Origin of the sequence: Exiguobacterium sp. UBA1053 (assembly GCF_002316465.1) — a bacterium.
Classification (GTDB): domain Bacteria; phylum Bacillota; class Bacilli; order Exiguobacteriales; family Exiguobacteriaceae; genus Exiguobacterium_A; species Exiguobacterium_A abrahamii.
In genome coordinates, this window is record NZ_DCDO01000005.1 from 25,750 (window position 1) to 40,734 (window position 14,985).

At 48.5% G+C, this 14,985-nt stretch carries 13 protein-coding genes; 7 read left to right on the plus strand and 6 right to left on the minus strand.

Going from position 1 to position 14,985, the window contains the following annotated elements; all coding sequences use genetic code 11:
• Window positions 1–68: 68 nt before the first annotated feature.
• Entirely contained in the window at window positions 69–998 is a 930-nt protein-coding gene (locus B3G15_RS04270) for a DMT family transporter (protein ID WP_050677392.1), read from the minus strand.
• A 185-nt stretch (window positions 999–1,183) separates the two neighbouring features.
• Between B3G15_RS04270 and B3G15_RS04275 the strand changes: the two genes are divergently transcribed.
• Window positions 1,184–3,133 carry a heavy metal translocating P-type ATPase gene (locus B3G15_RS04275; protein ID WP_290716117.1) on the plus strand — a complete coding sequence of 650 codons (1,950 nt, stop codon included), beginning with the start codon at window positions 1,184–1,186 and terminating at the stop codon, window positions 3,131–3,133.
• 49 nt (window positions 3,134–3,182) lie between these two features.
• Here the strand turns inward: B3G15_RS04275 and B3G15_RS04280 are convergent, their stop codons facing one another.
• From B3G15_RS04280 to B3G15_RS04295, 4 genes are all read right to left on the minus strand, one after another.
• Window positions 3,183–4,091, minus strand: coding sequence for a YihY/virulence factor BrkB family protein (locus tag B3G15_RS04280; protein WP_023467287.1), 909 nt, complete (start codon window positions 4,089–4,091; stop codon window positions 3,183–3,185).
• 86 nt (window positions 4,092–4,177) lie between these two features.
• On the minus strand, window positions 4,178–4,606 hold the full coding sequence (locus tag B3G15_RS04285) for an NUDIX hydrolase (protein WP_058704970.1): 429 nt from the start codon (window positions 4,604–4,606) through the stop codon (window positions 4,178–4,180).
• A gap of 29 nt (window positions 4,607–4,635) precedes the next feature.
• Window positions 4,636–5,547, minus strand: coding sequence for a PfkB family carbohydrate kinase (locus B3G15_RS04290; protein ID WP_149426878.1), 912 nt, complete (start codon window positions 5,545–5,547; stop codon window positions 4,636–4,638).
• A 175-nt stretch (window positions 5,548–5,722) separates the two neighbouring features.
• On the minus strand, window positions 5,723–6,616 hold the full coding sequence (locus B3G15_RS04295) for a 1,4-dihydroxy-2-naphthoate polyprenyltransferase (RefSeq protein ID WP_029340886.1): 894 nt from the start codon (window positions 6,614–6,616) through the stop codon (window positions 5,723–5,725).
• A 159-nt stretch (window positions 6,617–6,775) separates the two neighbouring features.
• On the opposite strand from B3G15_RS04295, the gene B3G15_RS04300 reads away from it, so the two are divergent.
• The 6 genes from B3G15_RS04300 (at window position 6,776) to menC (ending at window position 13,922) form a co-directional block, all read left to right on the plus strand.
• Window positions 6,776–8,161: an isochorismate synthase gene (locus tag B3G15_RS04300; protein ID WP_290716131.1), complete on the plus strand. Its 1,386-nt coding sequence runs from the start codon at window positions 6,776–6,778 to the stop codon at window positions 8,159–8,161.
• On the plus strand, window positions 8,151–9,794 hold the full coding sequence (gene menD / locus B3G15_RS04305; RefSeq protein WP_290716134.1) for a 2-succinyl-5-enolpyruvyl-6-hydroxy-3-cyclohexene-1-carboxylic-acid synthase: 1,644 nt from the start codon (window positions 8,151–8,153) through the stop codon (window positions 9,792–9,794). Before B3G15_RS04300 ends, menD begins: the two co-directional genes overlap by 11 nt.
• A complete protein-coding gene (gene menH / locus B3G15_RS04310; RefSeq protein WP_290716137.1) occupies window positions 9,791–10,567 on the plus strand; it encodes a 2-succinyl-6-hydroxy-2,4-cyclohexadiene-1-carboxylate synthase in 777 nt (258 codons plus the stop codon). The genes menD and menH overlap by 4 nt, the downstream gene beginning before the upstream one ends.
• 18 nt (window positions 10,568–10,585) lie before the next feature.
• Window positions 10,586–11,410 carry a 1,4-dihydroxy-2-naphthoyl-CoA synthase gene (menB, locus tag B3G15_RS04315; protein WP_023469886.1) on the plus strand — a complete coding sequence of 275 codons (825 nt, stop codon included), beginning with the start codon at window positions 10,586–10,588 and terminating at the stop codon, window positions 11,408–11,410.
• 62 nt (window positions 11,411–11,472) lie between these two features.
• Window positions 11,473–12,855 carry an o-succinylbenzoate--CoA ligase gene (gene menE, locus B3G15_RS04320; RefSeq protein ID WP_290716145.1) on the plus strand — a complete coding sequence of 461 codons (1,383 nt, stop codon included), beginning with the start codon at window positions 11,473–11,475 and terminating at the stop codon, window positions 12,853–12,855.
• The gene (menC, locus tag B3G15_RS04325; RefSeq protein WP_290716149.1) at window positions 12,852–13,922 is read left to right on the plus strand and encodes an o-succinylbenzoate synthase; all 1,071 of its coding nucleotides are present in this window, start codon (window positions 12,852–12,854) and stop codon (window positions 13,920–13,922) included. The genes menE and menC overlap by 4 nt, the downstream gene beginning before the upstream one ends.
• Before the next feature lie 294 nt (window positions 13,923–14,216).
• Here the strand turns inward: menC and map are convergent, their stop codons facing one another.
• Complete coding sequence (gene map / locus B3G15_RS04330; RefSeq protein WP_023467279.1) at window positions 14,217–14,978, minus strand: type I methionyl aminopeptidase; 762 nt, start codon at window positions 14,976–14,978, stop codon at window positions 14,217–14,219.
• Window positions 14,979–14,985 lie beyond the last annotated feature (7 nt).

Here is a 14,985-nt window from a genome sequence, read left to right on the forward strand (position 1 = left end):
CGGCTTGAGCAACGAACGATTGGGAGTTACTTTGATTGAAACTATTTTTGCACGATTCTGAATCTTCGTCAACCTCGCTTTTGAAACCATACAGGAAGGTACGTCGAGACTAAAATACCACTGACGACGAAGAGTAACCCAAGCAACGCTTGAGGTGGAATCGTCTCGCCGAGAATCAAGGCCGATAAACTGACACCATAGATCGGTACGAAGAACATGAACAACGACACTTTACTGACTGGATTATATTTCATTAGTAAGTTCCAAAGCGTAAATCCAGTCGCTGATAAGAAGGCAAGATACACGAGCATCCAAGCACTTGTCGTTGAAAAGGTAAACGGTGCGACATGACCATCGAGAATGACTCCTGCGATAAAGAGACCGATTGATCCAATGACCATCGCCCATCCTGTCATCGGCGCCACCGGATAACGTGCTGAATATTCTTTCGCGATCAAGTTACCGAACGCTCCGGAAACCATTGCCGCAATCAACAGCCCTTCCCCTATACCGAACGAGACACCTTGTCCACCTTGCGGCCAGTTGGCCAAGATGACACCTGTGAATCCAAGGAATAAGGCGAGTCCTTTAAATCGATTCAGTCGATCGTCTTCGTATCGAAAATGAGCAAGTAACATCTGGAAGAATGAGGTCGATCCAGCGATGATTGATCCTTGCACTCCCGTCGATAAGGAGAGACCAATATAGAAGAAGACATACTGCAAGAACGTCAAAAAGAAGCCGAGACGACTATAGGCGTAGGTCCGCTCCTTCAGTGTAATCGTCTGTTTGAAGACGAAGACACTGACGACAAGTAATAACACACCTGCTAAAAAGAAACGATAGCTTGCAAACAGCAATTGCTCTCCGTATTCCGAAGATGTGATCTGTAATAAGTCATAACTTTTTTTAATGAAGGGAAATGCACTGCCCCACAAAAAAGTCGTCAGTAACGCAAAGACGACGAGTCCAATCCGATGGGTTAAAATTTTTTGCATCTTTCTAGTTCCTTTCCTGTTCCTTTTCACTGAAGCATGGTATAGTAATTCTACAGATAATAATAATTATAATCTAGAGACAATGAAACTCATTATCAATCAGTTAAACTCATTGATATATCACATTCTCATTCTCTTTCTATAATGATTTCATTTCTCATTTACATTTTGAAAGGAGTTTTAATATGACGACTTCCACTACTACCGATGTTCAACAGCGTTCCGTATTCCGTCATGCTTGGGATGAGCATCACGAATTGATTCTAGCATTGTTTAGCGGAATATTGATTTTAGTTGCTTACGGACTTGAAAAATTCAATGCGGCATCTGCCGTATATGTCACATTGTACTTATCGGCTTATGTAATCGGAGGATATGCGAAAGCGAAGGAAGGATTGACGGAGACGTATCAAGAAAAAACGTTGAACGTCGAATTATTGATGATTTTAGCTGCTATCGGTGCGGCTGCCATCGGCTATTGGATGGAAGGTGCGATCCTCATCTTCATCTTTGCGTTATCCGGTGCCCTTGAGACATACACGATGAATAAGAACGAACGTGCCTTGCAAAGCTTGATGTCCTTACAACCAGAGGAAGCAACACGTCTGAATGCAAACGGTCAACTCGAAGTCGTCGGAATCGAACAATTAGCGATTGGTAACCTCGTCTATGTTCGTCCTGGGGAGCGGATTCCAGTCGATGGTGTCATCGTACGCGGTCAAGCCGCGATCGAAGAAGCATCGATTACAGGAGAATCGATTCCGGTTGAAAAACAAACAGGTGATACCGTTTATAACTCGACTGTCAACATGAATGGTGTCTTGACCATTGAGATGACGAAAGCTGCTGACGAATCGTTGTTCCAAAAAATCATTCATATGGTCCAAAACGCACAAAGTGAACAGTCTCCATCTGCTCAGTTCATCGAACGTTTCGAAAGCCGTTATGTCAAAATCGTCCTCCTCGTCGTTGCACTAATGATGGTCCTCCCTCATTACGTCGTTGGCTGGACATTTGAGACAAGTATTTACCGCGCGATGATTCTTCTCGTCGTCGCCTCACCTTGTGCCCTTGTTGCGTCGATTACACCTGCTGCCTTATCTGCAATTGCCGCATCTGCGAAAAATGGCGTTCTTTTTAAAGGAGGCGCCCACATTGAGACGCTCGGTCAAGTCGATACGATCGTCTTCGATAAAACGGGAACACTGACAACAGGGAAACCCGTCGTCACTGAAAGTCGTTACGCGGAAGGCATGGACGTCCGAACAGTCCAACAAGCGGTCGCTTCCATCGAAGCGCAGTCGAACCATCCACTCGCACAAGCAATCGTCGATCACTTAAAAACCGATGTCCGCGAACCATCAACGTTTAAAGATGTGACAGGATACGGAATTGAAGCGACCGTCGATGGTGTCACGTATCGTATCGGTAAACGAGCGTTCCACGATGGTTTAGAAGATCCATTCGTTGCGATCGAACAGTCATTGAAAGAGCAAGGGCATACGATCGTTTATGTCAGCAATGGAGCACAGATCGTAGCGCTTTATGCGTTACGTGATACGATTCGTCCGGAAGCCAAAACAGCGATTGCTGCCTTAAATGATCTCGGCATCGCAACGATCATGTTAACTGGTGATAATCCGGTCACGGCAGCTGCTATTTCGCGTGAAGCAGGATTAACGGATTTCGTCGCTGAGTGCCTACCGGAAGATAAAGTCCGCTACATCAAACAATACCAAACAGAAGGTCGGACCGTCGCGATGGTCGGTGACGGCATTAACGATGCCCCAGCCCTTGCATTAGCACATGTCGGGATTGCGATGGGTGAAGGAACGGACGCTGCGCTTGAGACCGCTGACGTCGTCTTGATGAAAAATGATTTAGGTCGTCTTGCCTATGCTGTGCATAAAGCCCGGAAGATGAACCGGATCGTCAAACAAAACATCACGCTTGCGATCGGTGTCATCCTCCTATTGATCGCATCGAATTTGTCCCAGTTCCTCATCATGCCGTTCGCCGTCGTCGGACACGAAGGATCAACGATTCTCGTCATCCTGAACGGTTTACGCCTTCTTCAACAGGATGCTTTACCAAGTCTTCCACAGCGTTCATCTGAAAAACGATTAGCTGCTTAACCATCAAAAAAGCCTGACCGCCACATGGCAGTCAGGCTTTTTTGTACCTTCATCCGAACGTATTCGTCGGAATCGCATCAAGTTCAGCTTGTTCCTTCAAGCGCTTTTCTTCCATTTTCTTCGGATCCGCTTTTTTCATGAACCGTTCCCATGATGCGTTCAATTCAGAACCGAGTAAGATGATCAGCCCTGTGAAGTAGAGCCATAGTAACAAGATGACGACACTACCGAGCGAACCGTACGTTTGATTGTAATTCGAGAAGTTCGAGACGTAAAATCCGAATCCAACCGATAATAATTGCCAGACGATGACACCAAAAACGGCTCCTGGAATTGCTTCTTTGAATGTAATCGGGCGCTTTGGTGCGACGCGGTAAAAAATCGACAGGATACCAATCAATAGAATCGTCGACACGACATACCGTAAGACCGTCAGTAGGATTTTTTGCCCCATATCGATCGGCAGGACGAAATTGGCAAGATACGTGATGATCGGACCACCGAGAACATTCAAGACGATCAGCAGCAACATCCCGATTCCGAGTACGATCGTGAGCAATAAGGCAATCCCACGTGCTGCGACGAAACCACGGGGCGAGAAGTCACCATAGGCATGGTTCGCCGTCGTGATCAAACGATCGACTCCTTTTGAGGCGGACCAGACGGCAAGAATCGCACCGATCGATAACAATCCACCTTGTGGTTCCTTGATGGCTTGGAAAATCGTATCGGTGAATGTGTTGACGGCTCCACCTGGCGCTAAGTCGCGAATTTGTGATTCGAGCGTCTGACGATCGATGTCAAAGAAAGATAAGACGGAAATGACGAAAATGATACCTGGGAAAATGGATAAAAACCAGTAATAAGCGAGTGTCCCTGCATAATCCGTGATGTTATGATCGGACATTCGTTGCTTTAAGTTCAGGGCAAGCCCTTTTGGATCGCGTGAATGCGCCATCGTCATCTCTCCTTCATGAAAAAGAGGCAGTCGAAGACCACCTCATTGTTTTAATATACTTTTCCCATTTTATTTCAACTAAAACCTCATTCGTTTTCAGAAAGGATCAATTCATAGAATGGTTCTGTCATTTCTGCCAGCTGTTTGGCAAGTGACGGTGGACGAATCGGTAACGAAGGTAGCTCCGAACGCTTGATCCAGACCGGTGTATAACCCGATCCTTCCTCTTCGAACTCTTCACCCGTACCCGTGCCAAAGCGACCCCCAATTGTTTTCGCCCAAAAATAAGGATTGTCGAATCCATTAAAACGGACGATGGCGGCAATACCGGTCAACTCCACATCGATTCCAAGTTCTTCATGTGCTTCACGAATCGCTGTTTCTTCTAACGATTCTCCGTTATCTTTCCCACCGCCTGGAAAGACATAATACGTTTCGTTCGGTTTATCCCGTCGGATCAACGCAATTTCATCCTGTTCGTTTCGTAAAATGATTGCACTTCGTTGAATCGGCATGACGCCACCTCCCCTTTTATCATTTCTACTTATCGAAGAGCATCCAGCATTTCAGGAACGAGTCCATTTTCTGTCGAAGCGATGACTTCCGCTGCAACCTTCATGCCAAGCTTCAAGGCTTCTTCTGCCGGTCTCTCTTGTGTCAATTCAGACAAGACAGCAGAGAAGAATGAGTCGCCTGCTCCCGTTGAGTCAACGACCTTCACTTTTTTCGTTCCGACGTGACCTGATGTCGCTGTACGACGATCAACGTAGACCGCCCCGAGTTCACTCATCGTCACGACCGTGAATGGAGCACCTTTTTTCGCTAGCTCATTTGCTACATGAATCGCATCTTCAACCGTCACGATCGACAGATCAGACAGAATTTCCGCCTCTTCTCGGCTACAAATGAATCCAGTGAACCCTTGTAGCAGATGACGATTTCGTTCGATGACGCTCAAGTGACCACAAACACCAAACAATGGCAACTCCATTTTACGGCATAGATGAATCAAACGTTCTAAGACCGTAACGGATAAATCAAGATCGATCGCAACGGCATCGACCCCATCGAGTGCATAGATTGATTGACGTAAAATCGCCTCTTCGAGCAACTTCGCATCCGGTTGTTTCGAGATCGATGTTTGCAAGTCACCTTCGTTATCCATGACAGCTAGCCACATGCCCATTCCATGATCTTCTAACATTTCGACGTGATCCACATTTGCACCGTAAGATTTCAGCTCATCGAGCACTCCCACGCCAATCTGATCATTCGTAACCGTCGAGATAAAGCGAACTTCATTCCCGAGGACGGCTAGATTTTGTGCTACATTGCGTCCTGTTCCTCCATTTGAAAACGTGATGTCTCCTACGTTTTTCGCATCCTTATGCAAAGGAGCGAACGAAGTTCCTTTTATGTCGACGAATACTTTTCCGATTACCGCGATTTTATTCATTTCAGTTCCACCTCTAACCATATTTCCTGATTTCCGACCTTGTTTGATCTTTCAGGCACATTGCTTCAATTATAGTAAAATTTTAAATCAGTGACAACCGAAGTAGTTTTTTTCTAACTGTTCGCTATCTTCACGTTAAAAAAGCAGCAAGCGAATCGCCTGCTGCTCCAAAGAATCAGATATTCGCGATCACGAGACTGATTGCAAGTAATAGTCCGAAAATCGTGTTCACTTTACCGGTCTGTGCCATGCCAGGCATCAGCTTTTCCGGTGGCAAGTCTTCCCAGAAGAGACGGACCGCTTTGATCATGAGCGGAATACTCAATAACGCGAGTAACGCAAACCATGAGACTTCGAATGCGAGTACGGCAATAATGAGAGACAGGACAGCCGCCGCAAAAAATCCGATCAAGACGTACACGGCACGGCGATGTCCGACGAGACAGGCAATCGTTTTTCGTCCGTTGACCTTATCATTATCCAAGTCACGAATGTTATTCGCAAGTAGGATCGAACCAATCAAGATGGCGACTGGTACCGAAATCGCAACGGCTTCTGTCGGAACATAACCAATTTGTAAGTACGCCGAAATCGCGATGATGATATATCCCATGAAAAAGCCTGCAACGACTTCTCCAAACGGTGTATAGGCAATCGGAAGCGGTCCTCCTGTATAGATATATCCGACGAACATCGAAATGAGTCCTACGACAAGTAACCACCACGATGTCTCGATGCACAGATACACACCGAGTAATGCTGAGATGCCATACAATGTAAGTGCGAACGCTAGGATCGTTCCCGGCTTGAATCCGTCACGAACGATCGATCCACCGATTCCGACCGACTCCTCCGTATCTAAACCACGTTTGTAATCGTAGTATTCATTGAACAGATTCGTTGCGATTTGAATCAACATCGATGCGATCAACATCGCCACGAACAAATCCAAGCGTATCGATTCCACGCGTGGTGCGACAACTGCCGTACCGACGACGACCGGAACAAAACTTGCTGTTAATGTATGCGGTCGTGTCATTCGCCAATAGACAGCGATTGATTTATTCATATAATAACCCCTTTCCTGTCTAAGTGTATCGGGTTTCGTTTTTTGCTGTCAATGTTCAATCCGAGATAGCTTATTCCTTCTTTTTTGTCCGCAAAAAGTTTACACTTAGATTAAGTGAAACATATCACAGTATCTATAGACTAGGGGGCAATGAGCGGTATGGCTTACGCTCAACAAGAGCTAAAACAGTGTATCGGACAGGCCGTCAGTCAGGCGAACGCCTCACAACGACCTATACTCGCTTCGTATTCATGGGAAATCGAAGCAACTGACATGCGTTCCCTCGAACAGGGTATCGAGGAACGATTTTATTTCGCGACACCTGATCGCTCGATGCGGGCCATCGGGTTTGGCATCGTACAACAACTTCAGGCTTCAGGAACGGATCGTTTTTTACGGATTCAATCGCAATGGGCAAACTTGAATCGCGATCATGTCGGTCATGATTTATTTGCGTTCAGCGGATTTTCGTTTACCGAACTTAAACAACCGGATTATCGTTGGTCTTCCTTCGGAGACGCTTCGATGACGATTCCGAAGTTTTTATTTCTAGAACAAGATGGCAAGACACGTGTGACGATTTTTGCCCGCGTCGAGCCAATGGATCAAGTCGATTCTATCTTAAATGAACTCTCACTCGATTTCGCCAAAGTCAATCAACCGCAACCATCGACTGCGGCAGGCGTCACGCGCTTACGACTATCGCGAGATGGGAATGAAGCCTTTGAAGCTTCGTTCCATCAAGCTATGCACTACTTGGAGACGACACTTGAAAAAATCGTCCTGGCGCGCGAAGTCGTCTATGAGCTGGATCGTCCACTCGACGTAGCCGCTGTCGTCGCTGAACTCGAAGATACGCAGCCCGGCAGCTACGTCTTCTGTTTCCAACCAAATCCGGAAGAAGCCTTTATCGGCGCTACACCGGAACGACTCGTCTTAAAACGTGGACGTCGTCTTGAAACGGCAGCCGTCGCTGGTTCTGCACCACGCCACGCAACGGATGAGATGGACGAAGCACTCGGTCAATCGTTATTACAAGATCAAAAGAATCGGGTGGAGCACGGAATCGTCGCGGATTCGATCGAACGAACATTATCTGTTTTTTCAGAGGAACTGGATTGTCCGGATACGCCGATTCTCTTGAAGAATCGCCATATTCAACATCTTTATACACCGATCACAGCTCATTTAAAAGAAGATGTGACGTTATTCCAATTAATCGAAAAACTGCATCCGACACCTGCGCTTGGAGGCGAACCCAAGCAGTTAGCAGTCGATGCTATCCAAGAAATTGAGACGTTCGAACGAGGATGGTACGGTTCACCTGTTGGTTGGATGAACGGACAGGATGACGGGGAATTCATCGTCGCCATTCGATCTGGATTGTTTACAGAACGGGCGGTCATTCTTTACGCCGGTTGTGGTCTCGTCGAAGGCTCTCATCTCGATAGTGAACTGGCAGAGACGGAAACTAAACTATCACCGATGGTACAAGCACTTGGACACGTCGGTTCGATTGAAAAGGATGATATTTATGTTGACTAAGTGGATGCACACGTTAATTGATACGCTCGTCGCTTCTGGTGTCCGGGACTTCGTTATCAGTCCCGGTTCCCGTTCGACACCACTTGCCATTGCTGCTTTTCTGCATCCTTCTAGCCGTACCCACGTCCTTGTTGACGAACGGTCGGCTAGTTTTTTTGCTTTAGGTCTAACACGGACGGAAGAACGCGTTCGTCCCGTTGCGTTGATTTGTACAAGCGGTACCGCTGCGACGAACTATTATTCAGCCGTGACCGAAGCGAATATTTTTGAACTTCCGCTGATCGTCTTGACCGCCGATCGACCACATGAATTACGGAATGTCGGTGCGCCACAAGCTATTGATCAGGTTGGTCTGTACGGGAAGCAGGTTCGGCATGCGTTTGATCTTCCGTTAGCAGAAGAAGCGAGCCTTCCTTACGTCGCTCATGTTGCACAACGTGCAACCCTACTCTCTCTGACGGAACCAGCTGGCCCGGTTCAAATCAATGTTCCGTTACGTGAACCGCTCGTGCCGGAACTCGATCTCTTACGGACAGGGCGTCCGGTCGGTATTTTACCTGAACCGACACCGGGCGTAAACAACGCTTTAGCGACTGCACTTCAAGAAGAGCGTCTTCTTTTTGTACTTGGACCACAACTTACTGCGGCGGACAGTCAGGTTGTCATCTCGTATGCGAAACAAGCAGGGATTCCGGTGTTGGCGGATCCACTCAGTCAAGGACGACAATCGCATGATGCTCACGTTTTTGCCTATTACGATACATGGCTCAAACATCCCGCTACCGCTCAGCACGTCCGACCAGACCGAATCATTCGTTTCGGTGCCATGCCGACGTCAAAACCTTATCTGCTTTGGTCTCGGGAGATTCCGACGACGGTCGTCGGTCATCCAGGAAACTGGCGCGATCCACAGCTTCATTCGGATTTCGTAATTGGTCACGCGCGACAACTCGCGCATCATGAATCTGTTCCGCACGATCCTGCGTATCTGACACTGTTGCAACAGGCGGAGCGACGCGTCGCCGCTGCTTTTGCGACAATCGATCAAGAGGAGATGACGGAATATAACGTCGTCCGTGCATTGGCGACGTTACAGGACGGAAGTCTCTTTGTTTCGAACAGTATGCCGATCCGGGATGTCGATACGTTCCTACCGACAGGAACATCCCTTCGTCTACTCGCGAACCGAGGAGCGAACGGAATTGACGGCATTCTCTCAAGCGCTCTAGGAGCAACGTTTGATGCCACACATCGCTACTTACTCGTCGGTGACTTGGCGTTCATTCATGATATCAACGGTCTGATGACAGCACGGACGCTTCCGTTAACGATCATTCTCGTCAACAATGCAGGTGGTGGCATTTTTAGCTTTTTACCGCAACAACGACTTGAGCAAGAGGTATTTGAACCACTCTTCGGTACACCGCAGCATCTCGACTTCGCTTCTCTCGCTTCCGGATACGGTGTAACCTATCAGGCGATCGATTCCATCGCCGCGCTACGTCAAGCACTTGCGGAAGAGACGAACGTCACTCGGATTCTTGAAGTCAAGACGACACGAACAGAAAACGTACAGATGCACCGTTCGATCTGGGACGTGACGAATCATGCGTTAGCCGAGGTGTTCCAATGATTTTGCGTGGGCATACGTATCATGTGAAAATCGAGGGATCGGGTCCACCGCTTCTATTGCTTCATGGTTTTACAGGCTCCCTCTCGACGTGGGACATGCTAAGTGAGCATTTATCGACTCACTTCACCGTCTATCGCCTCGATTTGATGGGACATGGAAAAACGACACCGGCGTCTGAGCAACGAATGCGTTTGACGCAACAGGTCAAGGATCTCGAGGCACTGCTCGCTATGCGATCCGAGCCATGGATCGTCCTCGGATATTCGATGGGTGGACGAATCGCTTTAATGCTGAGCGTCGTCTCTGAGCAAATCGCTCGGACGATCGCTGTTAGTACGACACCGGGTATCGAGACGGCAATCGAGCGAAAAGTACGTCGTACATCGGATCGATTGCTTGCGGAGCGACTCGAAAAAGGCGGACTCGAAGCTTTCGTCGATCACTGGGAGACACTTGGACTATTTAAACCCCAAGCCCTTCTCCCGGAATCGCAACGTACGCGACTGCGTCAGGAGCGCCTGTCCCAAACGGTGGAAGGTTTAAGTGCTTCGTTACGTACACAAGGTACAGGAAGCATGCCATCCCTATGGTCATGCCTTCCGAAAGAGATTGATTGGATCGTCGGGGCAGAGGATGAAAAATTCCGTGCCATCGCTTCACGAGCGGCATCACCTGAAAAAATTCACGTGATTTTGCACGCTTCGCACGCCCCACATATCGACCAACCGCAAAAGTTTGTTACAATGGTAGAGAATCTACTTATTCATCACTAACATATTGGGGGAATTCACATGAAATATGCTCCGGAATGGGTATCAGCCCGCAGCTATGAAGACATCAAATATGAACAATGGAACGGGATCGCGAAAATCACGATCAACCGTCCTGAAGTTCGCAATGCGTTCCGACCACACACGGTCCACGAACTCATCGACGCATTTTCACGTGCACGTGACGATCAAAATGTCGGCGTCATCATCTTAACAGGTGAAGGCGATCTCGCATTCTGTTCTGGCGGAGATCAAAAGGTACGTGGACATGGTGGATATGTCGGTGACGATGAAATTCCACGCTTGAACGTTCTTGATCTTCAACGTTTGATTCGTGTCATCCCAAAACCAGTCATCGCTATGGTCGCAGGTTATGCGATTGGCGGCGGACACGTCCTTCACCTCGTGTGTGACTTGACGATCGCTGCAGACAACGCCCGCTTCGGACAAACTGGTCCAAAAGTTGGTTCATTCGATGCTGGATATGGCTCTGGTTACCTCGCACGCGTTGTTGGACACAAGAAAGCGCGTGAAATCTGGTACCTCTGCCGTCAATATGACGCACAGCAAGCACTTGATATGGGACTCGTCAACACGGTCGTTCCACTCGCAGATCTCGAGCAAGAAACGATTCAATGGTGTGCTGAAATCCTTCAACATTCACCAACGGCTCTTCGTTTCCTCAAAGCGGCATTCAATGCTGATTCAGATGGTCTTGCAGGGATTCAGCAACTCGCAGGAGATGCAACGTTGTTGTACTACACAACGGACGAAGCAAAAGAAGGACGCGATGCGTTCAAAGAAAAACGCAACCCAGACTTCGGACAGTTCCCGCGTTTCCCATAATGAAAAAAGGTTCAATCGTCTTACGACATTGAACCTTTTTCGTATATTCATCTCAAAAGGAAGTGACTATTTTGTATCCTTGGATCTATACACGGGCAAAAGAACAGCCGGATGACATCGCACTCATTACGGAAACAGAGCATTGGTCGTGGTCTGAACTATATGCACGCGCGCATCGCTTAGCGAGTACTTGGGCGACGATCGTGACACGTGGAGACCGGATCGCCCTGTACGGTCCATCGAGTGCGCGCTACATCGTCGCACTTCACGCAGCTCAATTGCTTGAACTGACCGTCGTCCCGATCAACACACGTTTGACGCAAACGGAAGTATTACGTCAATTCAAGCAGGCAGATGTACGGCTCATCGTGACGGACCGGACACTTGATACAAGGATCCCGTGCGTGGCTTTCTCTTATGAAAAAGAAGCACCTGACCTGTTGATACGCCATATGCCAAAGCAATACGTCCAATCGATGCTCTTTACGAGTGGTACGACCGGACATCCGAAAGCCGTTGAACAAACGATGTTGAATCATTTCTCGAGTGCGACGAACGCCGCGCGTCATATTGGATCACTGCCAGAGGATCGTTTTTTGATCGTCACGCCGCTGTTCCACATGAGTGGGTTAGCTGTCGTCTATCGGGCAGTCATCTATGGAGTACCAATCATTCTCGAGTCACATTTTTCACCAGAACGCGCCTTGCACTGGATTACGACAGAAAAGATCACCCATGTCTCACTCGTCTCGGTCATGCTTGATCGGTTGCTCGAAGCCGGACTACGTCGCCACGCGCTTCGCGTCGTACTGACAGGAGGCGGTCCTGTTCCATTACCGATTCTGACGCGTGCCCTTGATCGTAATATCCCGGTCATGCAGACATACGGGATGACGGAAACAGCTTCTCAAATCGCGACTCTTTTGCCAGAGGATGCCTTACGAAAGATCGGATCGGCCGGACAAGCGATTCATCCGACGCAAATCCGCATTACGCGTCACCAAGAGATCGAAGTCAAAGGCCCGACGATCATGAAAGGCTATTTTCATGATGAAGAGAAAACGGCAGACGCCTTTACGGCAGACGGATTTTTCAAGACTGGTGACTTAGGACGTATGGACGCCGATGGATACCTCTACGTCCTCGATCGTCGAAGCGACCTCATCATCTCAGGTGGGGAAAACATTTATCCGGCTGAAGTCGAATCAGCACTTCTCTCGATTGATGGGATTCAAGAAGCAGGTGTCGTCGGACGATTTGATGCTAAATGGGGACAGGTTCCGGTCGCCTTCATCGTCAGTAGACTCGATGAAGCCACCGTCCGAACGGAAATCAGTCAATTGCTCGCTAAATATAAATGTCCGGTTGATTATATCTATCATAGCGCGCTGCCACGCAATGCGAACGGTAAACTATTGCGGAAGCAACTGAAGGAGTCATTATGAGCATCACTCTCCGGTCTGCCGAACTGTTCGATGTTCCGCTCGTCTTTCGTCGTCCGATGCAAACCGCCCTCTCGACGCTGACAGTACGTCGGACGACGATTTTGCGTCTGACTGATTCGGAAGGACGAATCGGTTACGGGGAAGGTGTCGCGTTTGATACACCGTGGTATACATCGGAAACACAGCACTCTCTTCAAGGAATCGCTCCGCTGCTGTATCGATTACTTGAACAACCGCTCCATCATCCAGCAGACGTTACGGATCGCTTCCACATCGTGCAAGGTAATCCGATGGCAAAGGCGATGTTCGAAGGCGCGATCTATGAATTATTCGCAGCAGCTACCGGTCAATCGCTCGCCACGTATCTCGGAGGTGATGAATCATCTCTCGTACCTTGCGGGAAAGCACTCGGACGGGCTTCTGCAGCACAGACCGTCGAAGCCGTCGGACAAGCGATCGCTTCCGGATATGGACGGATCAAACTGAAGCTCGCTCCGACGGATACCGTCGTTCTTGAGCAAGTACGTGCCGCTTTCCCTGATGCGCCCTTGATGTTTGACGCTAACGGCAGCTTCACTGAAGCAGACTTCCCTCTATTACAACAGTGGGATTCATTCGGTCTCGTAATGATGGAACAGCCGCTCACAGCGTCGGATTGGTCCGGACATCAACGTCTCGCTAGACTCTTACAGACACCGATTTGTCTGGATGAATCCATCGTCGCTCCAGCAGATGCCGAGTTGATGCAGACGCTCCACGCCGGTCAGATTCTAAACATCAAGCCGGCACGCGTCGGTGGACTGACGAACGCTTTGTCCCTTCGAACAAAAGCACCCTACTGGCTCGGTGGGATGTTCGAGAGCGGTATCGGGCGTCGTCAGACCCTTGCTTTTGCAACACTGCCTGGACTCGCTTATCCGATCGATATGGCAAGTACTGCCGATTATTTCGAAGAAGATTTGCTTGAGACCCCGTATCATGTCGAACACGGACACATTCGTTATTCCGCTCCAGCCGTATCAGAGTCACAGTTAAACAAATTGGCAACGTCTCGGATATCCTTATAACAGGAGCACTACGACGAAAAAGGAGGCTGACTCAAAAAAGAATGACGCGTCTTTTCACGCCCTTTCCTCAGTCGAGACACAAGCCAGCTTTCCCTGCCTTATTCAAGCAGGAAAGCTGGTCTTGTTTGTCTCTGACAGCGCAAAGATGCGCTTTTTCCTGTAGGAGTTGCGTGAAACGCGTCATTCTTTTTGTTATGAAGTAAGGGTGGCAGATTATCATTCTGCCACCCTTACCTTTGTGGAAACTGACTTTTGAGTCAGCCCCCTTCTCGTGTTTTACTATATGAGCTTTTCTTAGAACGATTCTTTGCCTTCGACTTTCGTCAAAATCTCATACCCGTCCTTCAAGACGACGACCGTATGCTCGAATTGTGAGACGAGGCTCCGGTTCGGTGTGTATAACGTCCAACCGTCCCGCTCATCTTCGATACAGAACTCATCTCCTGTTGAAATGAACGTCTCGACAGCGATGACTTGGCCTTCCTTCAACAAATCATTCTCTTCACGATTGAAGTAGTTCGAGATGGATTCTGGCTCACCATGAAGTGTCTTACCGAGACCATGTCCCGCTAAGTTACGGATGACCGTGAAACCGCTCTTACGTGTTTCGGCATAGATTGCTTTTCCGATCTGGTTGACCTTCGTTCCGGCTTTGACTTTTTCAAGTCCTTTCTCAAGCGCCGTCAATGACACTTCAACGAGTCGGACATCTTCCGGACGTTTTGCTTCTCCTGCGATGACCGTCTTCCCTGTGTCCGAGTAGTAACCGTTCTTCACAGCCGAGACATCGACATTGACGATATCACCTTCTTGAATGACATACTTGCCTGGGATACCGTGTGCTGCGATATCGTTGACACTGATACATGTCGCTCCTGGGAAATCGTACATGACGATTGGAGCAGACTCTGCTCCCTGTTCCTTCAGGATGCGTGCTCCGATGTCATCGAGTTCCTTCGTCGTGATTCCCGGTTTGACGGCATCCGCCATCTCATCGCGTGCCATGGCGACGATTCGTCCAATTTCTCGTAATGCCTCGTAATCATAATCTAACACTTTCATT

Bases quoted from the DNA above. Each gene is read 5' to 3' on its own strand.
- menC (WP_290716149.1), top strand. From the start codon at position 12,852: ATGAGCATCACTCTCCGGTCTGCCGAACTGTTCGATGTTCCGCTCGTC.
- B3G15_RS04280 (WP_023467287.1), bottom strand. From the start codon at position 4,091: ATGGCGCATTCACGCGATCCAAAAGGGCTTGCCCTGAACTTAAAGCAA.
- B3G15_RS04300 (WP_290716131.1), top strand. From the start codon at position 6,776: ATGGCTTACGCTCAACAAGAGCTAAAACAGTGTATCGGACAGGCCGTC.
- B3G15_RS04285 (WP_058704970.1), bottom strand. From the start codon at position 4,606: ATGCCGATTCAACGAAGTGCAATCATTTTACGAAACGAACAGGATGAA.
- B3G15_RS04290 (WP_149426878.1), bottom strand. From the start codon at position 5,547: ATGAATAAAATCGCGGTAATCGGAAAAGTATTCGTCGACATAAAAGGA.
- B3G15_RS04275 (WP_290716117.1), top strand. From the start codon at position 1,184: ATGACGACTTCCACTACTACCGATGTTCAACAGCGTTCCGTATTCCGT.
- B3G15_RS04270 (WP_050677392.1), bottom strand. From the start codon at position 998: ATGCAAAAAATTTTAACCCATCGGATTGGACTCGTCGTCTTTGCGTTA.
- menB (WP_023469886.1), top strand. From the start codon at position 10,586: ATGAAATATGCTCCGGAATGGGTATCAGCCCGCAGCTATGAAGACATC.
- menD (WP_290716134.1), top strand. From the start codon at position 8,151: ATGTTGACTAAGTGGATGCACACGTTAATTGATACGCTCGTCGCTTCT.
- B3G15_RS04295 (WP_029340886.1), bottom strand. From the start codon at position 6,616: ATGAATAAATCAATCGCTGTCTATTGGCGAATGACACGACCGCATACA.
- menH (WP_290716137.1), top strand. From the start codon at position 9,791: ATGATTTTGCGTGGGCATACGTATCATGTGAAAATCGAGGGATCGGGT.